Origin of the sequence: Amycolatopsis sp. NBC_00438, assembly GCF_036026695.1 — a bacterium.
Lineage (GTDB): Bacteria > Actinomycetota > Actinomycetes > Mycobacteriales > Pseudonocardiaceae > Amycolatopsis.
This window is the reverse complement of record NZ_CP107923.1, coordinates 5,423,885-5,445,922: the sequence shown is the minus strand read 5'-3', so window position 1 is coordinate 5,445,922 and position 22,038 is coordinate 5,423,885. Positions and strand designations below refer to the sequence as shown.

The following is a 22,038-nucleotide window of genomic DNA, read 5'->3' as shown; positions in this document are numbered from 1 at the left end:
CAGGGCCTGAGACTGAGGGACGGGTCTTTCAGCGACCTGAAAGGCCAGGTACTTTGACGCGAACGTCCGTCAGGCGCGTCAAAGTACCTGGCCTGTCCCAGCTCATCGCCACGCGGCTGGCCAGCTCTGCTGTCGCTTGACACTGACCGGGGCGACGGTGTAGGAGGCCGTCGAGCGGCCGTCGATCGGCGGTGGACGGTGGTACGCGTTGCCCGATGACACGACGTACTTCCAGCCGATCGACGGGCAGCTACGTCAATCGCTCATCCCAGCGCACACCCTGCGTGATCGCCCCGCCTGGACCGAGGTCGCCGACGGCTGAGGCTCTCGCGATTGGAACCGGTTCGCTCGAGCGCGGTTCACTTCGCGAATCGTGCCGTTGATCTACTTCCGACAGGCATCAGCGGGGTAAGGCGCCTCACGTGGGCAGCGACGAGCCGACTGCGCGGCGGCGAAAGCCGATGCTGGGATGGCGTGCCATCCCAGCATCGCTGGCGTCTACAGGAAGCAGGGCCTGATCGTCGCGGAGGCAGAAGGCCGATGCGAGGCATGTCTGACCCTTGAACGTCTTGGCCGCCGCCATGCAACCGGTTGTCCGAGATCTCGTGCAGAGGCTCCGCCAACCGAGAGAGGATCACGGGCGGCCAGCTGTCCTTCGGTGCGGACGTCACGGATCGCGGCGGGCCCGACACCACCTGGGTCAGCGCCCTGCTGCGCCCGAGACGCCACCAAGGAGTCCCGGAGGCACTGCGCATGCAGTTGCAGGTGAACCGAGGCTGTCCGCTGCTGCTGCGTTGAGGGCGAGTCTGTTCATCGACTCGGCTCCAGCCGGACGAGGTCGATGCTGACGAGCGGCCCGCCGAGTTGGTGCAGCCTTCCGCCTTCGGCGAGGCGGCCAAGATCGATCGGCGCGTAGCCGAGGTTGGTGAGCACGGCGCTCAACGTCTTTTGGCGGCTGCGTCGTCTCCCGAGACGAACAGCACGCGATTTCCGCCGGCGGTCTGGGGCTCGGCCCCGAGGACGACCGCGCCGAGGTGGTTGAGGGCTTTGATCACGTGTGCACTGGGGGCCAGCGGCGATCTGCTCGCTCGACGTCGGCTGCCCGAGTGCCGGGCGTGCCGAGAAGTCGTTGGTGGCGTCGACGAGCACTCGGCCGTTCCAGTCTGGCAGTCCGGCGAGCGCATTGGCTGCCTGCGGGTGGGGCACGGCGAGCACCACGATCTCGGCCTGCGCGGCCTCGTCCCTCGTTGCGGCGATAGCGCCGGGCCCGAGTCAGGAACCCGGCCGATCCGGCGGGCGGGACGAAGGTGGCGCGGCGCGCGGTGATCAGGCCGTCGGCGATGCCGACCTGGCACTCGACGCCGGCTCCGGTGACGGGGCGCCAGCCCGTCCAGGTGGGTGAGAATGGCGCGATGGACGCCCAGACCATCGTCGCAATCACCGCGGCCGCCATCTCCCTCGCGGCGATGGGGGTCGCGATCTGGCAGGCGCGCGAGGCGCGCAGTGCTCGACGGATAGCCAGTGAACAGGCTCGCACCGCGCAGGGGGCGCTGGAAGAAACCCGGACACAGACCGGGTTGGCCCGAGACGCGAACACGACTGCCGCGTTGAGCCTGGATGCCGCCGAGAATGCCGCGCGGTCGGCCCAGGCCAGCGCCGATGAGGCTCGAAAGGCCAATGCCCTGACTCAGCGGCAGCACGAGCGGGAAGAGACCGCCCGGTCTGCCGCGGCTCTTGCTCATGCCCGCAAGGTGACCAGTCGAGTCCGCACCATGGGCGCCTACAACGTCAGGGTCACCAACGACGCACACGAGGCGTTCTACGAGATCCGGCTCGAGCACATCGAAAAAGTCAACAGCGTCGACCCACCCACGGCAGGATGGCGACTGACCAAGAACAACCCACGAGTCCGGGACAGGATTGCGCCGTCTGGGGGCGAGTGCGACTTCTGGGTTGAATTCCTCAACGAGGACGGTACGCCTCAGCCTTTCGTTTCGGGAGAAGGCGCACTGTTCAAGTGGATCATCACCTATGTTGACGAGCACGGGCAACGCTGGGAACGCAGAGGGCGGGGTGAACCGAGGCCGGTCTCGCTGTAGCGGCTACCGAGATCAGAATTCCGCCGACGTGTCCGTGTGGTGCCCCGCCGCCGCTGACGTCGACACCATGTCTGCGCGGTGACCACCTGCCGTGCCGAAGAGATCGCTCGAATGTCGCCGGTTCGCTGCGCGAGACTGTCCAGATCCCGAATGGAAGGTGACTGTCAGATGGTGAGCGAGGAGGACGAGCGCGCGTGGCAGCGGCGGCTCGAGACCGTTCTGTTTCCGGGGGTTGAGGGATGGTTCCAGCGGGTCACCCGGCCGCCGGTCACCCCGGTCGCGGGCAGTAGCCTGGCCCGTGACGACGAGGCCTATCCGAACCTGCCGGCCTCGCATGTGGCCTACGGCGGCATGGTGACTGCGGTCGAACATCTCGAGTTCTTCCGGATGTCCTTCCTCTCGACCGGAGGGAAGCAGCCCCCTGCGGCTTACTTCACGGTGTTACGCACCGCGCTGATGGGCGTGGCTCAGGCGCTGTGGGTTCTCAAGCCACCGGCGCGGCTCACCAGGGTGGAGCATGCCCTTATCATCGCCCGTGATGACCTCCGCCAGCGCAAGGGCCTGCTCTCGGTCCAGCTTCCCGACCACCTGGGTTTGGGAGACGACGTCGACAAGGAGCGTGCGCGTCTCGATCGGTACCTCGCTGAGCTGCAGGCCGCGGCCACCACGGCGGGGCTTGATGCGAGCAAGGTTCCCGGCTGGCGACTGCTGATGACCGAAGTCATCACGCAGGTCAGCGATCTCGTGTTCGCCGATGACGGTAACGAGGACACCCGGTACGGCGTTGCGATGTTATGGCGGTGGCACAGCGGGCACGCGCACGCCACACCGTCGGCGCGGATCCGGCACATCGATCGACAGCATCTCCAGCGCAACGCGGACGGCGCCCTCACCGGCTCGGCCACCTCCAGCATCAGCGAGGTCGGAACCGCCGCCGCCGCGATCGTGCTCTGGTTGAACGAGGCGTGGCGCATCTACGACCTGCTTTGCGCCGCAGCCTGAGGTCACGGTTTCCCGAAAGTCACAGCAGCTGAAGCTGCTCGGCGTCGGGAAAGTCGAAAAACACCACTCGCTCGGCGGGAACCAGCCCGGTGTCGACGCATCGCGCGCCCTCTCGGGCATTCAGCATGAATACGACGACCTCGCGCGGCAGCCGGTGCAGCGACAGTGGGCTGGGACGCAGAACACCGTAGAGCCGGTCTCGCACATAGACCGGCGTGCCGTAGGCGAACTCGACCGCAGGCCCGCTCGTGGCGAAGGAAGTCGTCTTGGTTCGTTCCTTCAGCCACACATGGTCGATGACCTTGTCGCGTAGTTCCCGCTGACGGGTCTCGAAGACGTCGGCATGCCACCGATCGCCGGCTCGGGCCTCGATCTGCTCCAGGCGCAGACGTTCCTGCTCGACGGCCTGTTGCTGTTGTTGTTCCTCTTCTCTGCGCAGCCGCTCGCGCGTTGCTTGAATCGCTGCCTGCCGCTGCTGCTCGGCGCGCTGTTGCTCGCGTTGCTTGTCCAGCCGAGCCTGCTCGGCCTTAAGCTCGATCTCGCGCTGCAGCTCCTCGGCCATACGGCGTGCTTCGGCTTCCTCTTTCTGCCGTTGCTTCCACGCCTCTTGACGCTGACGTATCGCCTCGTGGCCTGACTCGGCAATGACACTCGCCGAACTGACCCAGAATCCCCGGCGTCGCGAGTGGCTGACGGCGCTGAGCCGGATCCGTCGGTACCGGGGTAGCACCTCGTGGAACACCACCGTCTGGTTCTGAACCCGGCGGATGAACTCGGCCAAGGGCTGGCTCCGGTTCATCCGCCACTCGCCGACGGTGTAGTAGAACTCCGCAGCACCGTCGACAATGGCGACCGTGCCGTCGTCGTCCTCGGCCACCTGGACCGATGGCACGACTCCGATCCACGGCGGCCGGGTCGGGCTGACCCAGCACACCTCGACGTCGTCGGCCTGGTAGCGGGTGGTGCGGTACCGAATGTCGTCGTCGGTGATCGGCGAGAGCTGGGCTTCCCAGGCGATCCGGCGACTCCCATCCAGCGATGTGGCGAGCACATCGGCTCGCCAGCCGCCGTTCGGGCCGGTGACCTCGAGCTCGGCGTGCCAGCCGGTGGCCCGCACGGCAGTGGCCAGAACGAGTTTCAGCTGGTGGTGCTCCAGGGACTCGTTCAGCCACGCGCAGTCGGGTGGGCGGCCGGGGTCGTGGGCGAAGTAGCGCAGGCCCCGGGGCGAGATTTTGGCGTGCACGCCATGCCCGCACGCCCGGCAACGCAACGCGACCCGAGGGCGCACCTTGTGCACCAGGTCCCAGGCCAGGACACAGCCCAGGTCGGGCAGCGTCGCGTCGACGCGCCCGGCATCCGGGTGGATGGCGGAGAACGCCATCACCGGTCCCGGGATGGGTTGCCGTCGGGATGCTGGTTGATCCAGGACAGCCCGCCCAGGTCGAGCTGGTGCTGGGCGCGAGTGACCGCGACGTAGGCCAAGCGGGCCTCCTCGGGTTCGATCTCGCCGGGTAGCGGGTTGCCGGCCGGGTCGACCTCCTCGGGGTCGGTCGGTTCGGGGAAGTCGGCGGCGATGCGCACGCGGGACCATTCGCGGCCCTTGGCGCTGTGGGTGGTGGACACGGTGACCTCGGCCTCGGCCTCGGCGCTGAGCTGGTTGAGGGTCGCCAGGACGACGTCGGCGCCGTGTTCGTCGATGACGTCGACGAAGGCCACCAGGTCGCGGCCGTCGGGGTCCCATTCGACGTAGTCCTGGACTTCGCCCCAGGTGGAGAACAGCACCAGGTCGCGGTGGTCGGTGCGGTGTCCGGCCTGCAGCTTCTGCGCGGCCTCGGCCAGGCTTTTGAGCTGTTCGGCGCGTCCGGCGAGCGCGACGCGGCGGCCGTCGGCTAGCAGCGTGAGGATCTCGGCGATGGCGCCGCCGTTGGTCCGGCATAGGATCGCGTCCGGCGTGCCCGGCAACGTCAGCAGGCTGCTGGACACCTGTGGCGAGCCGGTGAGGCGAATCGGGGCATCGGCGATCGTGAGCCACCGGTTGGCCTCGCCGGCGATAGCCGGGCCGAACCGGAACGAGTGCGACAGTGCCAGCTGGTGGCCGGCGAAGCCGGTCATTACGTCCCGGGCACCGCGCCAGCCGTAGATCGCCTGCGCGGAGTCGCCGACCATGACTAGTTGGGCGTGGGTGTCCTGGGCGAGAAAGACCTGCTCGACCGCGGGGTTGGTGTCCTGGGCCTCGTCCAGGAGCAGGAACTCGCCGTATATCCGGGGGCGGGTCAGTGCCCACATCTTGAGGAAGTGGTCGGGCTTGAACGGGACCTTGCCGCGGTCGGGGGTCTGCAGGTCGGCCCACATACGCTCGGCGATCGGCAGCACGAGCTCGGTGAGCTGGTCGTGTTCGTGCTCGGCGGTGATGCCTTTCTGCCAGCGCACATGCTGGCGGCCGAGGAACTCGTCGGCGGAGTAGCAGAACTGCAGCACTGTCTCCCGTGCGATCGAGCACAGGGACATCGGCTTCAGGTTCCGGGCGCCGATGGTGACTTGCATCGTGATGCCCAGCAGCTGCGCCAATTTCGTCGTCGACATCCGCGGCAGGTTCAGCCGCTCGGCGAACCGGTGCCCGACGGCCTTGAAAGCCAGCTTGTGCGCGGTGGAGCAGCGGACGTTGCCGCCGAATTTCTTCTCGGCCTCGATCGCGATGGCTTTGTTGAATGCGAGGTAGCGGCCCTGCCAGCGGGTGGCTTTGCCCAGCATCGTCAGCGTGGTCGTCTTGCCGGTGCCGGCGCCGGCCTGCAGCACCAGATGATCACCGCGGCGGAACGCCGCAACCGCGGCTTCCTGCTCCGGCGTGGGGCGTCGTCCCGGCATCGTGCTCCCTCCCGTGACACAACCAGCGAGCACACGATCACATGCGGGTACGACAGTTTCGAGGCCCCGTTACCGGGCCGTTATGTCGATGGTTGATCGGGCGCTGCGAGAGCTGGTCGTGGTCACCCGTCACCTCCGACGGAGCCGACGCTGGTGCCGGCTGACCTCATCACTGCAGGTACACAAATTGCCCTGGAGACGCCCGGTCGGAATATCGCAACATCGAATATCTGCAGTCCACCAGCAAAGTGGGCGACGTTGCCATCGTCCCAGCGGCTTCACCTGCGGCAAGCCGACAATTGGTCGGTTGCGTTGGACACGTAGGCATGGCTACGAATTAGTATCGAGCGATCTGATCGAGGATGATGAGGTCCCAGCCAGCCGTGATCATGATCTCGCCGCCACGCCCGATCGCTACGCCGCCGAAACTCCGGACGTCGAAGATGCCGATCTCTTCGCCGTTGGCCAGGTCCCAGAGTCGTGCGGTGGTGTCGTTGCTGGTGGTGACTGCGACGGGGCGGCTGTCAAGGACGCTGCAGGCTACCGCTTGCAGCGAGTCGGCTCGGGCCGGCGATGGCGACGCATTCGGCGAGCTGTGCAGCGATATTGCGCCCCCGGTGGCCTACATGATCACTTCTCGGGTCAGTGACCCGTTCGAGGTTGAGCGCCGACGCCGGGTGATCGAGATGTTCTGCGTGACGTGGCGCGACTTGCAGCGCCCGCTGTGCTTTCGGCGCGGGTTGCTCGGAGTACTCAGCCACGCCGTCGCAATGAGCGTCGCCGACCTCGACCCGCCTGATCACCGTGACGCGGGCTCGGCAGCCACACGGGGGGAAGTGGGAAACGAGGTATTTCCGGCCGTGGAGCTGGGTAAGTTGTGCGCGCGGGCCCGGTTGTTACCTCCCCTCGATGACCGGGCCCGCCTCCTGGAGCCGCTGGCCGTTCACCGGCCGTGGATGCCGAGCCGGATCACCACCAGACGCCCGTGTCGCGTGTGCGCGCAGTCGCCGATGCCGATGACGACCCCACGGTGGGCGTAGAGGAGAACCGGGGAGCGGCTGCGGATGCTCACAGGTACTTCCCGAACTCGGGGCACCGGCCTGCGCGGCAAGAACGATCAACCTGGTTGCGGCGGTTACGCCACGGTGATGAAGCTCGGCGTGCCGTCGAAGGTAGCCGCGACGACGCGCGTCGGTGGCGGTGGGTGACCGGTGAATAGGTGACCGAGGACTTCGACGCTGAGTCCGCCATGGCTATAGGTCGATTGCCCCGAAGGCGGGCGGATCGGTTTCCTCCGTGGTCTCCGGACCCGTCGGATTGACGTCGGGCAGGTCGCTCTCCCCGTCGGCAGGCTCGATGAAGGGGAGATCGAGGTCGGCAGGCTCGATGAGGGGGAGATCGGGCCAGCTGAGCTCAGTCAGGTCGACATCCGGGACGCCCTGCTGGACTTCCTGTACTTCTGGTTGCTCCGCGCGCCAGTGTGTGAGATCGGCGAGGACTTCGGCACTGATCTCCGACGGTGTGAAACCGGGCAGAGTGCGTGCTCGTTTCCAGGCACGCTCCAGCAGGCGCAGTGCCTCATCCGGCTCGCCGCATTGCCTGGTCCAGGTCGCTTCGCGATGCCGGGCCAGCAGCGCCAGGGAGGGCGGGACATCCGGACTGCGCTCGAGGCGGTCCGACCAGGACGACCAGCGCGCACGATTCTCCGCGGCCACGGTGAACGGCCGGTCGCCGACGCTGCGCATGGCTTGCTCGTAGAGCCCGGCGTCGAACAAGAAGCCGGCTTCGCAGGCCTGGGCGTACTGGTACTCGAGTGCGTCGCTGCTTCCCGCGCCTGGCGGTGCCTCCTCCGCAATCGCCCATGCCAAGGCGATCAATGCTTCCTGATGGTCGGCAGGATCTCCTCGCCGTGATCGCATGCGGACCGTTTCCCGGTCGGTTCCGGGATTCCTCCGGATCATCTCTCTGCCGAGCCGCACTAGAATGTCTCGCACCTCGGATACCGAGCGCACGCCGTCACGGAGGGCCGATGCGGTCACCAGAATGGTCAGAGGTAGCGGCCCTCGTCGCTGTGCAACCGTCAGCAGCGACCGGACGATCTCCCAAGAGTCGGGCCCAGGTGAAACCTGCCGCATCAACGTCGGCGAGTCGAACGAGACGAGGATCCTGTTGAGATCTCCGACGGTGAGCGCTCGGCTGGCCTGCATCAAGTTCTCTCCCTGCATCAAGTTCTCTAGTTGATCGAAGCGCACTTCTCTGCGGTATCTGTTTTTCCGTCGGCCGGTTATTTCGAGCAGCAGCGACACACCGGTAGCCAGTACGACCAGAGATAGGTGGACCCACCAGGGAACGGAGAAGAAGGCGGCCAGCAGAAACCCGATCGCCGCGATACCGACCATCACCGCGAAGATCTTCACCGCCAGTCGCGGAACCTGGGGAAAACGATCACGCAGCCGGCCACGGCGGGGGCGGCCAGGCGGCGGACCGGCCAGCGCGCGCACCGGTTGTCGCGGGCGAGTGGGTGCCGGCGACCGACGCGGCGGGGCCATCGGGACCGGCTGGCTGGTCGGGGCAGATTCCGGCCGGGGTCGGTCCACGACAACCTGGGGCAGCGGCACGTCCAGGGCTCCAGACGCCTGAGCTGTGCGTGCCCAGATCGGATCCGGCAGCTGTACCACTTCTCCGAAGGGAAGACCGCGGCGCGAGACCACGACAAGCCGAATCCATTGCAGCGTGGCACGGACGGTCAGTTCCCCGAGCGACTTGGTAAATCGGTCACGATCCGGCACTGCCAGGTCGTCCAGTCCGTCGATGGCTATCCGGACCGGGCTGCGGGAGCCGCGGCCGAGCAGCCTCAACGGCCCGATGATCGCGCGGTCGAGGGCGTCGGCGCCGGGTTCCGCCTGCTGTGCATACTCGCGGAGGGCGGAGCCGAACCCTTCGACGCAGCGCTCGAGCTGGGCCGAGAGATCGTCGGCCACGTGCTGGAGCGGCTGTCCCGGGTGGAGGAACAGCACGGCGTGCATCAGTTTGGGCGGCACGATCTCGTCGGCGACAGCTGGCCGGGCGAGCGCCGCGACCAAGGTCGACTTCCCGGAATTCTCGGCGCCGATCACGGTCACGCACCGCGTTCCGGTCAGGAGCTTGCTCACCACCTGACGTAGCGAGTCGTCCGGTTTGTACCGGGACGTGAGCCGGTCGATCTCGGACGCAGCCGAAGTTCCGCACCATCGTGCCCACGGTTCGGCCACGTTCGCGGCGAGCCACAGACCCCGGTCACCGGCTGGGACCTGGCGGACACCGTCGAACGCAAGGTGTACCGCGGTCTGAGTGGGGCAGAGCGGGCTGATTGCCCGTTTCAGGTCCGCGCATCGGACCCGCTCGCCGAATTCCGGGCGACCGGATCGCAGCAGCTGGACGAGTGACCGGCTGAAACAGCCGTTCGCGGCGGTCCGCTCGTCGGACGCGGTGAGGACTTCGAACCGTTTGCCCGCCTGGCCGACGATCTTGACCCACGAGGCCGCGGCCTGCTCGGCGGCGATGCCCGCGTGACAGGTGTCGAGCAGGACGACCAGACCATCGACGAGGGAGTATTCCCCGAGCAGCTCCTTGATTCGCTGCGCCAGCAGAAACGAATTCCGGCTGGAGGGTGGTGACGTCGCTTCCCGGGTGAGGAAGTAGAAGTCGTCGTTGGCGTAATCACCGTGCCCGACCAAGGCGATGAACAAGGTCGCCTGATCCTCGGAGGCGCTCCGCATGGCTTCCGTGACGGCCGAGTCGAGCTCGTCTCTGGACGGGTCGATGATCAGATCGCGCCCGTCTCCGAGCGCCGGCAAGCAGCCACCGACCTGCGGATCGCGAAGTGTCGCGGCCACCTCCCGTGCCGCGTCCGGCAGAAATGAGAGCAGGTTGAGCGACTCGCATTGCGAGCCGATCACCAGAGCACGCCGCCCACCCACGGTATTCACGGTAGAGTTAGTCGTGGCAAAGATCGTTCTGTTACACGGTATCGGGCAGGAACAGAAGTCGGCGGACACGCTCGAGGCGGAATGGCTGCCCGCGCTGGCCGGCGGTGTCCGGCTCGCCGGATATCCCGATCTCGCCGACCGCCTCTGGCGTGGCGGCACGCCGGGTGACGTCCGGATGGCATTCTACGGTGACGTCTTCGAACGGCGGGAAATCCAGGGCAGCGATGACTCGCTTGACGAGGAAGAGCTGGATTTCGCCGTATCACTGGCTCGTGAATGGCTGACTCGATTCGCCGAATCCGCGTCCGATCCCGCCGACCGGGAGGCCGCCCGAGCTGAGCTGGACGCTCTCATAGGCCAGGCCGGTGAACCGCAAGGCGCCCGCGCCGCGGCCCGGCCCGTGATCAACGCCCTCGCTCGTGTGGGCCCCTTTGCGCGTTTCGGGGTCACGATGGCTGAGCGCACGGTGGTCAAGGCCCTGCGTCAGGTGACTCGCTACTTGACCGACGACGACGTCCGCGAGCGCACGCAAGCCCGGGTCTCGGAGCACCTGGGACCCGATACCCACATCGTGATCGGTCACTCGCTGGGATCCGTGGTCGCGTACGAAGCCGTCCACCGACACGAGCGACCACTCGCACTGCTGGTCACCCTGGGGTCACCGCTGGGCCTGCGCACGATCGTCTACGACCGCACCCGGCCGCAGCCGCCCCACATTCCCGCGCACCTGGCCCGCTGGCTGAACCTGGCTGATCGGGACGACCTCGTCGCGGCGCGCCCCGACCTCACGCCGTGGTTCCCCGGGGCTGACGGAGTACTGGAGAGCCGGTACACCGTCGACAACGGAGCTAAGCCTCACGAAGCGACGTTTTATCTAAGTAAGCCCGAAGTCGGTGCTGCAGTCGCCGCCGTTCTGCGACCGGACGGACAGCCTTGATCAAGCCGGTGCCCGTCGTCCGGTAAGTCCACTGTGGACGGAATGGATGCGCCAGTGCTACCCCGCCCGTCCCGCTCGGCCAGCTCGTCGTCACGGTCGTAGAGCCACGACAGAGCCGCGTCCCGCGCGGCGGTGACGTGATCGCGGCAGCCCACCGCCGGTTCCACGGGCGGCCTGGGGATCAGCCATCAAGGTTCGAGATCAGTCATGTGAGCCCCTCCCGGGCGAGCCGGGCGTCGATCCGGGCCTCCAGGGCCATCGCCTCGGCGACGGACAGTGGGTCGATCCGCGGAGGCCGTAGCAGGTGCGCCCCGACCTGCGGAGACGGCAGTCTCGGGGGGAGGAAGCTGCCGCCGGTCCTAGGCCTGCGGCCGATGCCGCACTGCCGAGGTCGACCGGCCGTTCTCGGTTGTCACGGCGACGACGCGTCGGTGAGGTGTCCCTGAATCTGTGCCGTACCGCGCTTTCGCCGGCGAGCTGGCCGCGATCTTCAAGCAGGCCGTTCTCATCCAAGCCGTCGACGACAACGCGACCGTCCCGGACCTGGTCAAAGGCGCCCAGTAGACCTGCGCCTGCATCCCTCGGCAGTCCAGCCAGGCCCGGACGGCGCTGACGCGCTGAAGAACATCCTCGGCGGCGTGTCCGTCATCGCGATCGGGCTGGCCGAATTGCGCAACCGCGGCTACTGCACCGGGCACGGCCAAGCCCGAGCCCCGGGCCGGGCTCGGCGCACGCCACGCACGGCTCACGGTCAACGCCGCGACCACCTGGTGTCAGCTGCTGCTGAACACCCTCGCCGGGCTGGCCGTGGCGCTGGCCACGCTGGACGCTGCCAGCAAGACCTATCAGCGGCTCGCTGAACACGGGATGAGTCATCAGCGTGAATCCCTGATAGCCGCTAATCAGCAATGACATACACTAGTACGCTTTGACGAACACCTTGACATCCAAAAGTGTGACAGTCTTCAACGATGTCGAACAGCTCAGAGCCCCGGTTATGGATGTCCCGGTAGCGCCCGCACCACCGCCGTGCACAGCGGCTGCGGCGAGCCGAGCCGGCGCCACCGAAGCTACTCCGTCCATCGCCGTGACGATCGCCGTCACGACCGTGCAGGAGGTCCAGAGCATCGGCGGCCGACCAGGCGGATGCGGGACGCTGAGCTCGGCGGGTGTGCCGCCGCTGCGCTTAAGCGCAGGCCTGTCGCCACTGCAGGGCCGCGCGCCAGGCCGCGATCAAGGTCTCGTCGTCGGCGAAGCTGGGCAAGGTGCCCAGCGGCACCCAGGTCTGCGTCACCGGCTGCCCGTCTTGGACACGAACGACGCTGATCCCGGGGTATCGCAGCACCTCGCTGTCCGGTTCAGCGGAGATACTGACTTCGCGGCTGGAGACGACCAGCCGCACCCGGCGTTCGCCTGTCACACGCCCCACCTCCGGTGCATCCTCGACAGGATCATCGCGCATCGATCATCACCTGTAGCAGGTTCCTTTTCGGGTGTGGCACGAGTCGTGTGCGGCGGCAGCTTCCGGAGGGCCGGTGCCTACTGGCTCGACGTCCGCAACCCGGGCGAAGGCGCGGTCGAAACCGGCGAGATGGTGAAAAGGCCCGGGGCCGGCGGCAGTCTCGGGGGAGGAAAGCTGTCGCCGGTCCCAGGCCCGCGGCGGGTGCCGCAGTGCCGATGTCGACCCGGTGCGCACAGCTGTTACGACGTCGACGCTCGTCGTCGGCGTCTGCGCACGAGTTGCAGCACCGAGACTTCGCCGTCGACCTCGTCGTCGGCGGCGACATTTGTGGTATGCCGGGCTCGCCCCTACGCGAGCCCGGCACACCGTATCCCCTGGTGGCGTCCTCCGGCTCCCTAGCCGTCGATGAGTACCGGTCCCGCACACGGTCCCGACAACGCACACACCGGTGAAACCTGCGCTCCCGCAGTCCGTGACGAGGTTACGGATCATGAACACCCGACCGGGGGATGTTCGGCAACGTCACGAGACTTCAGCCGACGTCGCAGTCCGCGGACCTCTGTAGGTGGACGAGGTAGCGCCTCGGTGACGGATTCCGGCGGACGGTCGCGGCAGTTGAGTGGTCGGCTGGGCTGTTCGGGTTACCGTGGTTACCCGCGGAGACCAGCGGCCTGTCGATCTGCGGGAGCTAGGCGGCCGGGACGGAGGCGGTCATGGCAGCACGAGACAACGTTGCGAGACGGGTGCCGGCGTGGATCGAGCCCTGCAGGGTGAGTGACTCGGCGTGTTTCATGTCGCGCCTCATTTCACATCTCGGCTGCTTGACGCGGAGCAGTGGCGTCCTTGTCAGAGGGGTGCCACTGCGGTAGCGGTCGGTTAGCCGTGGATCTGCAGGCACGCTGGCGAGACCTGCGTACCGTCCACCCATCGGGCGGCGACGCACACCCAGCTGCCGTTGGCGAGGTTGCGGTTGACGTTGATCTGCACCGCAGTGGTGTCAGACGGTGTGCCCGGCGAGCCGTGCCCGCGGTAGTAGATACCGTCACCCCAGACCTCGATCTCGAGGTACTGGCCGGTCTGGTAGCTGATCGTGCCGGTCACGTAGTTCACGTAGGTGCCGCTACCTTCGACGTGGACGCAGCGATCCACCGGGTAGCCGCCGTAGGTGCAGCCATCGGCGGCCGATGCTGGCGCTGCGGTCGCCAGAAGCGTGCCGGCAACAGCAGTTGCGGTGACAGCGGAACCAACTGCGGCCAGCGCGCGACGGCCGCGGGACGTGATGGTCTGGGTGGGCCTCTTGGACATCGCATGTCTCCTTGGTTCGTGGACCAATAATTGGGCCGATGACTGATCGCTGACGCCGTCTGTGTCGCCTTGATCGCGATCATCATCGGGCAGTTCAAGGGCGGCTGATGGGCGCCGATTGATGTTCGATTTGCGCCTTTCGTTCACCGCCTCAGGCTGCCCACCGACGGGGGTTGTTCCGGGACCAGGGAACCCCGGTCCCGGAACAACGAGGGCGGATCAGCTGCAGGTGTCGACCCCCGGGAGCCAGTACGGGCTCCGGGGGTTGGTGCTGAGGTAGTAGTTCGACGTGTAGCCCTCACTTCGGACGCCGCCGTGGTCCCAGACCACGTAGTCCCACACGTTGTCGTTGATGACCGTCGCTCCGCGCGCCTGGCACACGATGTGCACCGTGGTGCCCGGCGGCATCTTGGCGACCGACTGGCAGTAGGTGGCGTTGGGGGTCTGCTTCGGGTGGTTGCAGTCGCGGATGTTCACCTCGTCGCCCGTCCAGCTCGTTGCCTCGCTCCAGCTCGCGTGCGCGGCAGGAGCGACCGTCACGCCCACCGCCAGCGGCAGTAGTGCAACGGCGGCGGCCTTGGCCAGCCTCGACGTCGTCAACCGCATAGTCCATCCCTCTCATCATTGGTGCTACCACATCCCCATCAGCGCGCGGCTGATCTTCGGAAGGCCCGTGACGGGGCAGAGTCCCGAAGACGCGGGAGGCTTCCGGAGCCGTTGCCGGGTGAGGAGCGAGCGGGTGCCCGCTGAGATCAATGAACCACTGCTGGTCGAGATTTTCGCTGGTCCGGGGCTCCGCCGGACGTTCGGCGGAGTCCCGGACGTGGTCAGGCTCGTGGGCAGCTGGGCAGACCGAGTCCGCCGCGATCGTGCGGGGCGAGGTAGACCTCGTTGATGAACCCGGTGCGGCCGTCGGGGAGGCGCACGTCGTACCAGCGCTTGGACCGCGCCCGGTTCGGGTTCTCCGGAGAGGTGGAGTCGAGGTTAAAGTTCACTAACTCCTCACCCTCGGCTTGGCACGTCGCCACGAGCAGTACTCCAGTGTCCATCTCGGTGCCGGCCACTTTGCAGTTCTTCGTCGGGGTCGCGCAGCGAGACACCCGCTCGGTGGAGAGGTATGCCGGCGTCGAGTCCGGCCGCAGGTCGCTCTCGCCGAGCGCGACCATGTTCTGCACGCTGACCGCGGCGTAGGGGACGCCGGCGGAGGGCGATTCGTCTGGTTGGAACAGCAGTGCGCTGACGTAGCCGGCTGCGACGAGGATGGCCGCGGCACCGAGGATCAGCGCCAGGCGCCGCCAGGACAGGCGCGTCGGTGCTGGCGTGCCGTCGGTGGTGGTGTCTGCTGCACGCAGTCGCCGGTAGCGGGCGACCTGGGCATCGCACTCATCCTCCGGCAGTTTGGCCAGGGTCATCAGCGCTCTCACGGCTTCTTCATTGTCAAGAAACGCCTTTTTCCCGGGTTTGCCGAGTTCGTAGAGGACGGTCTTGCTGATGTTGGAGCGCGCCGCGACTGAATCCATGGTGACTCCGCTTTCGCGACGCTCAGCTCTCCATCCGTTCCAGAACTCTTCGATGGAGTCAGCGGTCTTCGTGGCGTCGCCACGTTGAGGAATCAAGGGCATCCGATCAGCAGATCAGAAGCACTGACTGTTCAACAGCGACCGAACGAGTAGTTGAGTGCGAACATTTGAACACATTCGAGTGAGGTGAGGTCACTCTGAGAGTGCACTTCGTGCTTGCCGTTACAGCGAATGGGCTCTAGGAGGTGAACTGCCGGCACGTTGCGCTGTTGCGAAGTCGCTTCATCGGGGTGTCATTGCGCTAGGCGGAGCATGCAAGCACGGTGGATCGGGCGAAGGCCTGGCCGGCCCGGCAATTCAGAGGGAAAACGCAAGATGCGGACGTAGCGCATTTTCGCAGGTAGAAGTGCTCAAAGCGGCGATGCTTGCGATCGCTAATCTGTAGGAGCTGCGCTTTAATCCGCAGGTGGTTGATTGTTAGGGCATGACGTGCGCCAGCGTCACGCGTCGGGGTCGTGTCGTGGAGGTATGGCTCGGCGGCAAACGGGGGGCGTCTTGCCGCCGAGCCAAACCGCCGGCAATCGGGACGGTCGGGGGGCGTGCCGGACCGATCACCTCAGCACCAGATAAGAGGGCGGGACGCGGCCGGAATGACGCCTCGGGCCGACGATCACCGAGTTGAGTGACGCGCCGGTGCCCGGACCCGGCAGGGCGTCGGCCCCCCGAACCTGCCGAGACGCCGGACACCGACTGGATCCTTGTAGTGCCTGACGATCTGCGGCGGAACCGCGACGCGGCGGCATCCCTCGAAGGTGCCCATGAAACCACCCGGCAGGGTCCATTGGACCGGCCGCGCATAGCCGGAACTCGTTGGTCACGCTAGGCGACGCGCCCGCATCCGGTATCCGCGGCGCAACCACCTTCTGACTCTGACGGTGACGATGTTCAGGTCGACAGGCGGTGGCGGAACGCGATGGGGAGTACTACCGTCAGCGTTCCTTGAGGAGCTGTGCGTGACGGCCTGTGGGGTGGGGATGGCTGGTCAGCGACGAGCAGGGACGCTGCGCGCCTTCGGCGTGCCAGAGTTCCAGCTGGTATGGCTGGCCGGACTGCTCTCAGTCGCCGGGGACCAGCTGGCCCGGGTCGCGCTCACGATCTTGGTTTTCCAACGCACGGACTCTGCGGCGTGGAGCGCCGCGACGTACGCGCTGTCGATGCTGCCCGCCCTGATCTCAGGGGCATTGCTGTCGTGGTTGGCTGACCGATTCCCGCGTCGCCTGGTGATGGTGGCCTGCGACGTGACTCGGGCCGCTCTGGTCGCGGTCATGGCTGTGCCGGCGGTGCCGTTGTGGTTGCTGGCTGTGCTGCTAGTGCTGGTCCAGCTGTTCGAGGCACCATTCTCGGCGGCGCAGGGCGCGGTGCTACCGGAGATGCTGGGCGCCCGGTATGAGGCGGGTCAGGCGGTGCTGCAGGTCACGACGCAGTTGTGCCTGGTGCTGGGGTTCGCGGCTGCCGCGTTCGTCGTGGTCGGCGTGGGCGCACACACCGCGCTGGCCATCGACGCTGTGACGTTCGCCGTCTCCGCTGTACTGATCCAGGCCGGGCTCGGCCCCTACCCGCCGGGCGCAGATGGTGACGGCGGGCCGGTCATCGTGTCGGGGTGGCACCGAGTCGCCGCTGGCGCGGTCCTGGTGGCCAAGGACCGCAGGCTGCGGACGCTGGTGTGGCTGGGGTGGCTGGCCTTGTTCACCGTCGTACCCGAAGGGCTCGCGGTGCCGTTCGCACAGCAGGTCGGCGCGGCCGGCGGCTGGATCGGTGTGATCCTCGCGGCCGAACCGGCCGGTGCCGTCGTCGGGGCGCTGCTGCTGCGCCTGGTGCCACGACGAGCGCGGGTCCGCGCGCTGGGCATTCTTGCGGTCGGGACATCGGTCCCGCTGCTGGCGTACTGGGCCCAGCCAGGGCTCGGAATGGCGCTGGCCCTGCTGTTCGTGTCCGGGTTGTGCTCGGCCTACCAGGTGACAGCGGGTGCGACGTTCGTGCAGCTGACGCCGCCGTCGGTGCGGGGGCGGGCGCTGGGGTTCGCGCGGACCGGAATGATCGCTGGCCAGGGGATCGGGGTTGTCCTCGGTGGGGTGCTCGCGCAGCAGGTCGGCGCGGTGACGGCGATTGCATGGGCGGGGACCGCGGGAGCGCTGGTCGCGCTCGCCGCAGCCGCGGTCTGGTCGCGCCGGGAACCGGCGGCGATCTCAGCTGTCCTCCCCGCTGAATCCTGACCTCGAGATGTCGTGGTCGCAGGTGGGTTTACCAGCCCTTGTCGCTCATGGCGCGCTCCTTCCAGATGGGCGGGGGAGACGTGGCGGTCGTGGTGGTTCACCAGCCCTTGTCGCTCATCAGCCCTGCCTTCCGTGCGGTATGTCCGGTGACAGATACAGGGGAATGGTCTCAGCCGCCTAGAGGCGTGGCGATGTCGGGAAATGGCTGACACCCGACTGCAACGCGACTACCCTTGGCGAGCATGTGATTACCGGCACAGAGCGGCGCGGGGAGGCACTGCGATGAGCGACCACAAGATCACACCCAGAACCTGGTCACCACCACGATGGAAGCTATGGACGCTGCCCAGACGCGTGCAGGCCCTCGTCCTGCTCGTCGACCTGGCCGCGCTCGGTGTGCTGTTCTTCGCGGCGCGGACGGTGCCCGAGCCACGAGCGTGGGCCACGGCGGGCTGGCTCGCGGCCGCGGCGATGCTGCACCTGCATGCCTCGCACCTCATCGAGCGCCGACGCCGCGACCGGTCGAACTCGCCGTATGTCGACCTGTGCAGCGTGTGGATCTTCGCCGGCGCCATCGCCCTCCCGCTGGCCCTTGAGCTGCTCCTGGTTGCCGTGATCTACGGGCACCGGTGGGTGCTGGTTAACCGGTTCGACGCGTTCCGTCCACCGCACCGAACCGTGTTCACCGCCGCCACTCTTGCCCTGTCCGCTACCGGAGCCATAGCGGTGCTGCAGTTGACCGGCACCCACGAACACCTTGCTTATCTCACTGCCGGTGTCCGGCCGGGCTTGGCTGACCTGGCGGCGGTGGTGGCCGCCGGCGGAACGCAGTGGACAGTCAACACCGCGCTGGTCGGCACGGTGATCGCCTGGACGGTACCTATCGAGCACCCGCGGCAGGTAATCGGCAGTGCCTCGGACAACCTGCTCGAGGTCGCCCAGCTCGCGCTGGGGGTGTTCGTCGCGCTCGCGCTGCTGTGGTGGTCGCCTGCGGCGTTGTTGATGATCGTCCCGACGTTCGCGCTACACCAATGTGTCCAGCTCGACCAGTACAAGGTCGCCGCGCGCACCGACCAGCGCACAGGACTCCTCAACGCAGTCACATGGCACGAGCAGGCAAGGAACGCTGTGGACCGTGCCCACACGACCAACGGTCGGGTCGGTGTCTTGATGATCGACCTGGACTGGTTCAAGCGCATCAACGACACACACGGCCACCCTGTCGGCGACGACGTCCTCGCGCAGGTCGCCACCGTGCTCACCAAGGCCGTCCGCCGGGGCGATGCTGTCGGCCGCTACGGCGGAGAAGAGTTCGCAGCCCTGCTGCCCGGCGTCGACGAAGCCGAAGCCCGCACCATCGCCGAACGCATCCGCACCCGGATCCGAGCTCTCCGCATCACCGCGCCCACCGGTGAACCCATCCCGTTGACGGTCACCGTCGGAGCTGCCATCTACCCCGCGATCCCCGAACCCGACCTGGACGTACTCGTCCAGGCAGCCGACAACGCGCTCTACAGGGGTAAGCGGGACGGTCGTGACCGGGTTGCTCTGGCAAGCCTTTGAGCGGCCACAGCAGGTTAACCGCTGCGCGATCTGTCGTGTGATCCTGTGGGGCGGTATATCGCCGGCCTGTGACCACGGTTTCGCGAGTTGGAGCCGGGTCATGACGTCCGTTGGTACCGCACCGCGCGCCGGCCCGTTCAGGCCAACGCAGAACGGGCATCAGTGCGGCTGCATCACGTCGTAGAACGCCTGCGCGATGGCTTTCACCCTGTCCTTGCAGGCTTGCGTGTCATCCGCGGGCGTCTTCCAGTCAGAGATCCCGACCTTGAACGTTGCGTTGCTGTCCAAGACGACCAGGTCGCACGTCGTTCCCCGGGGCGCCGGCCCCCACGCCGCGCTCTCGCCCAGATGCACCGCCGGGTCGAGCACGTAGCCGCCGGAGGAGGTATAGACGTCGAATCCGGTGCGCTGGCGCTGCACGCTGTTCACCTCGACATCGAGATGAACCGTCACCGCGTTCGCCGAGTCCGTGAAGGTGCACAGCCAGCCCTTGCTCCCTTGCAACGGCATGTCGGAGCTCTTCCGCGGCAGGTTTGCTGCCCGGCCGGCGACGTCGTCACAGCTCGCCAGCGGCGCGGACCCGTACTTGCCGTCGACCTCGTCGTAGCTGCTGCCACGGTGCAGCACGGCGAACACGCCGACGGCAAGGCCGACCACGACGACGATGCCGATGGCCACGATCGCGATGATCCAGCCGGTGGCGAGGCCGCGTTTCGGCGGCGGCGGACCGCCGCCGTGGTACGGCGGGAAGCCCTGGGGGACCGGTGCGTTCACGGCTGCGTCTCCCGCGTCACAGGTTGACCGCCTGCGGCCACTGGCCTCCGGGCAGCCGGGGGTCGTTCATCAGGCTCTTGGCGTCGCGGATCTGGTCCAGGGTCTGCATCAGCCGGGTGGCGATCTCGCCCAGCCGGTTGATCCCGGCGGTGACGATTCCGCCGACCGCGCCGGAGACGTCCATGACGGCGGCGGGGATCTCGACGACCGTCGCAGCTTCGATCGCGGCCGACACCAGCGCGCCGAGGAAGTCGGCGACGATCTTCACCAGCCCGGTCATGAACTCGACGTTGAGCTGGGCGATGTTCATCAGCCACTTGCTGATGGCGTCGGCCTTCCCGCCCTGGCCGCCGATCGCGTCCACCGCGTCGCGCTGCACCTTGGCGCGGTTGCGGTACTCGGTCGCGGCCGCACCCTCCCAGTAGGCGAGGTTGGGGTCGGCGGGGCTTTCCACCGAGCCCACCATGGTGGCGATGTCCTTCTGCACGTGGTCCTGCCAGTTGAAGCTCTGCACGATCAGCGACACGACCGGCATGTGGTGCTCGGCGGCGTACTGCACGAGTTTCACGACCTTGTCCAGGGCTTCGCGCAGCTTCTTGACCTCGTCGGAGATCCAGATCATGACCGGACCCAGGACGTACTTCCAGTCGTTGATGTGCCCGACCGCGGCGTTGTACTTGTCGATGATCTTCCGGATCTCGCCCTCGACCGTGCCGAACATCGTGTCGAGTGGTCCGGTGAAGGCCTCGGGGCCCGATGGCGTGGTCATGTCTACTTCTGCGCCGTTCCGTAAATCTTCTTCAGGTCGACTTCGGTGACTTCCTCGGCCAGGTCGTACATCCCGGCTGTCTTCTGCAGCGCGTCGTCGATCTGGTCGAACTCCAGGACAGCACCGTCGAGGGCTGTCTCCACGTACTTGCGCAACGATTCGTAGGTGTCGCTCAGCAACGACGCGTTCAGCAGTTCACTGGCCAGCGTGAGAGGGTCGCCGACGAAAAACGCCGTCGAGCCCAGCGTCGCGTTCTTCACGACCGGGTTCACCTTGTTCACGGTGTCGGCGAACCCACGCCACTTCGTTCCCTCGGCGCGCACTGCCGAGGTGATCACCTTGTAGCCGACCATCGTCAGTACCCCCTAATCGTCGTAGCGGAACTCGAAAGGTTCCTCGTCGTCATCGGGCAACGGCTGTCGCGCGGACCGGGGAGCCGGCTCGTCAACCGGCGAGGCCAGTCCGGCGGCCGCGAACACCTCGAGGAGGTCCAGTCGGAGCCGGTCCGCGCCGGCGTTGGTCAACGCGTTGGCCGAGCCGGTCAGGCCGGCGGGACTGCCGCCCCGCAGGTGCAGCACGAAGAACCCGCGCGGACTGCGGACGTCGCGAACCGTCGGAGCCGGCTGGTTCGCCTCAAGGCGATGGATACGCTCGAGTTGCTCGTCGACGTCGCTCATCCGTGCACGAATCACGGCGTTCCACTCGTCGAACGATCGAGAACCGTCATCGGCAACGGGAGACTCGCTCGCCGGAAGAGCCGCAGCCCGCGGCTGGGCGTTCGCGAGTTCGACGACCATCGCGCGCTGGATGGCGGTGATGTAGGTCTGGAACAGCACTGCGGCGAACTGCGCGGCGGGAATCTGAGTCGCCCAGCTGAGCTGGATGTCGACGCTGGTCAACTGACGTCGCGCGTCGACTGCGACCCTGATCGTGCCGGTGGAGTCCCGGGCTTCGTATTCAGCGGCGGGCTCTACTCGCTGCCCGCCGGGTTGCAGCAGTTCGTTCAGCTGTGCGTTCGCGGTGGCAACGTCGGGCACGTCAAGCTGGGCGAGCACGACGTGGTCAAGATTGAACGTCAACGGTCCTCCCCTTGCGGCCATGGCTGGCTACACCGTCGCGAAACCCTACAGGTGGTTGGTTTCTTTCGCCCGGTTTCACTGGAAAGAGTGACATGGCGAACGTGCGGTGCCTGTGGCAGCTCCGGGTGCACGGTCGTCGCCCCACCCGCGTCGCTGCCGCTCTGCTCGGGGACACGCTCCGCGAGCCCGGCTCACGCAGACGTTGATCGAGAGCGATCAAAGCCGTCAGATGTGCCGATAACAGCTCTTATGTCAGGTCACTGGTCGACCATGTCCCTTCTTGTCGCGATAGTGCAGCGGTTCCGCCGGCTAGCGAGCGCGTGACCGCATGGTCCGCTCGATCACCTCGACGGTGTGGACGAACTCAAGGCCAGGGTGAAGCTGTGGCATGTCGTAAGGCTGCGTAAGATCACTCCATCAGG

19 protein-coding genes and 1 pseudogene are annotated in these 22,038 nt (G+C 67.0%); 6 read left to right on the top strand and 14 right to left on the bottom strand.

Annotation, left to right across the window (positions count from 1 at the left end; genetic code table 11):
- Positions 1-810: 810 nt before the first annotated feature.
- Together OG494_RS23985 and OG494_RS48435 are read right to left on the bottom strand one after the other, a co-directional pair.
- Positions 811-933: a hypothetical protein gene (locus OG494_RS23985; RefSeq protein WP_328442756.1), complete on the bottom strand. Its 123-nt coding sequence runs from the start codon at positions 931-933 to the stop codon at positions 811-813.
- A 207-nt stretch (positions 934-1,140) separates the two neighbouring features.
- A pseudogene (locus OG494_RS48435) lies at positions 1,141-1,257 on the bottom strand (NADP oxidoreductase); the annotation flags it as partial.
- A 155-nt stretch (positions 1,258-1,412) separates the two neighbouring features.
- Here OG494_RS48435 and OG494_RS23980 point away from each other — a divergent pair.
- Both OG494_RS23980 and OG494_RS23975 read left to right on the top strand, forming a co-directional pair.
- Positions 1,413-2,099: a hypothetical protein gene (locus tag OG494_RS23980; RefSeq protein ID WP_328442755.1), complete on the top strand. Its 687-nt coding sequence runs from the start codon at positions 1,413-1,415 to the stop codon at positions 2,097-2,099.
- A gap of 168 nt (positions 2,100-2,267) precedes the next feature.
- Positions 2,268-3,101, top strand: coding sequence for a hypothetical protein (locus OG494_RS23975; protein ID WP_328442754.1), 834 nt, complete (start codon positions 2,268-2,270; stop codon positions 3,099-3,101).
- A gap of 19 nt (positions 3,102-3,120) precedes the next feature.
- Here the strand turns inward: OG494_RS23975 and OG494_RS23970 are convergent, their stop codons facing one another.
- The 4 genes from OG494_RS23970 to OG494_RS23955 form a co-directional block, all read right to left on the bottom strand.
- Positions 3,121-4,482, bottom strand: coding sequence for a competence protein CoiA (locus tag OG494_RS23970; protein ID WP_328442753.1), 1,362 nt, complete (start codon positions 4,480-4,482; stop codon positions 3,121-3,123).
- The gene (locus OG494_RS23965) at positions 4,482-5,966 is read right to left on the bottom strand and encodes a UvrD-helicase domain-containing protein (protein ID WP_328442752.1); all 1,485 of its coding nucleotides are present in this window, start codon (positions 5,964-5,966) and stop codon (positions 4,482-4,484) included. The genes OG494_RS23970 and OG494_RS23965 overlap by 1 nt, the downstream gene beginning before the upstream one ends.
- 943 nt (positions 5,967-6,909) lie before the next feature.
- The gene (locus OG494_RS23960; RefSeq protein WP_328442751.1) at positions 6,910-7,038 is read right to left on the bottom strand and encodes a hypothetical protein; all 129 of its coding nucleotides are present in this window, start codon (positions 7,036-7,038) and stop codon (positions 6,910-6,912) included.
- A 181-nt stretch (positions 7,039-7,219) separates the two neighbouring features.
- Positions 7,220-9,925 carry a phosphopeptide-binding protein gene (locus OG494_RS23955; protein WP_328442750.1) on the bottom strand — a complete coding sequence of 902 codons (2,706 nt, stop codon included), beginning with the start codon at positions 9,923-9,925 and terminating at the stop codon, positions 7,220-7,222.
- 22 nt (positions 9,926-9,947) lie between these two features.
- Between OG494_RS23955 and OG494_RS23950 the strand changes: the two genes are divergently transcribed.
- Positions 9,948-10,871 carry a hypothetical protein gene (locus tag OG494_RS23950; protein WP_328442749.1) on the top strand — a complete coding sequence of 308 codons (924 nt, stop codon included), beginning with the start codon at positions 9,948-9,950 and terminating at the stop codon, positions 10,869-10,871.
- 566 nt (positions 10,872-11,437) lie between these two features.
- Positions 11,438-11,731: an abortive infection family protein gene (locus tag OG494_RS48430; protein WP_442874497.1), complete on the top strand. Its 294-nt coding sequence runs from the start codon at positions 11,438-11,440 to the stop codon at positions 11,729-11,731.
- 326 nt (positions 11,732-12,057) lie between these two features.
- Here OG494_RS48430 and OG494_RS23945 read toward each other — a convergent pair whose 3' ends face one another.
- The 4 genes from OG494_RS23945 to OG494_RS23930 form a co-directional block, all read right to left on the bottom strand.
- Positions 12,058-12,291, bottom strand: a complete 234-nt coding sequence (locus OG494_RS23945) for a hypothetical protein (RefSeq protein ID WP_328442748.1) — start codon at positions 12,289-12,291, stop codon at positions 12,058-12,060.
- A gap of 918 nt (positions 12,292-13,209) precedes the next feature.
- On the bottom strand, positions 13,210-13,785 hold the full coding sequence (locus OG494_RS23940) for a hypothetical protein (protein ID WP_328442747.1): 576 nt from the start codon (positions 13,783-13,785) through the stop codon (positions 13,210-13,212).
- A 72-nt stretch (positions 13,786-13,857) separates the two neighbouring features.
- Positions 13,858-14,244: a hypothetical protein gene (locus OG494_RS23935; protein WP_328442746.1), complete on the bottom strand. Its 387-nt coding sequence runs from the start codon at positions 14,242-14,244 to the stop codon at positions 13,858-13,860.
- 221 nt (positions 14,245-14,465) lie between these two features.
- Positions 14,466-15,158: a hypothetical protein gene (locus OG494_RS23930; protein ID WP_328442745.1), complete on the bottom strand. Its 693-nt coding sequence runs from the start codon at positions 15,156-15,158 to the stop codon at positions 14,466-14,468.
- A 1,013-nt stretch (positions 15,159-16,171) separates the two neighbouring features.
- Between OG494_RS23930 and OG494_RS23925 the strand changes: the two genes are divergently transcribed.
- Together OG494_RS23925 and OG494_RS23920 are read left to right on the top strand one after the other, a co-directional pair.
- Positions 16,172-17,431 carry an MFS transporter gene (locus OG494_RS23925; protein ID WP_328442744.1) on the top strand — a complete coding sequence of 420 codons (1,260 nt, stop codon included), beginning with the start codon at positions 16,172-16,174 and terminating at the stop codon, positions 17,429-17,431.
- Between the two features lie 282 nt (positions 17,432-17,713).
- Positions 17,714-18,994 (top strand): GGDEF domain-containing protein, encoded by a 1,281-nt coding sequence (locus tag OG494_RS23920; protein ID WP_328442743.1) that lies wholly within the window; start codon positions 17,714-17,716, stop codon positions 18,992-18,994.
- A 159-nt stretch (positions 18,995-19,153) separates the two neighbouring features.
- Here OG494_RS23920 and OG494_RS23915 read toward each other — a convergent pair whose 3' ends face one another.
- From OG494_RS23915 to OG494_RS23900, 4 genes are read right to left on the bottom strand one after another with little or no spacing between them, the layout of a single operon-like run.
- Positions 19,154-19,768 carry a hypothetical protein gene (locus OG494_RS23915; protein ID WP_328442742.1) on the bottom strand — a complete coding sequence of 205 codons (615 nt, stop codon included), beginning with the start codon at positions 19,766-19,768 and terminating at the stop codon, positions 19,154-19,156.
- A 16-nt stretch (positions 19,769-19,784) separates the two neighbouring features.
- Positions 19,785-20,537, bottom strand: coding sequence for a hypothetical protein (locus OG494_RS23910; protein WP_328442741.1), 753 nt, complete (start codon positions 20,535-20,537; stop codon positions 19,785-19,787).
- A 2-nt stretch (positions 20,538-20,539) separates the two neighbouring features.
- A complete protein-coding gene (locus tag OG494_RS23905) occupies positions 20,540-20,890 on the bottom strand; it encodes a hypothetical protein (RefSeq protein WP_328442740.1) in 351 nt (116 codons plus the stop codon).
- Between the two features lie 12 nt (positions 20,891-20,902).
- Entirely contained in the window at positions 20,903-21,616 is a 714-nt protein-coding gene (locus OG494_RS23900; protein WP_328442739.1) for a hypothetical protein, read from the bottom strand.
- Positions 21,617-22,038 lie beyond the last annotated feature (422 nt).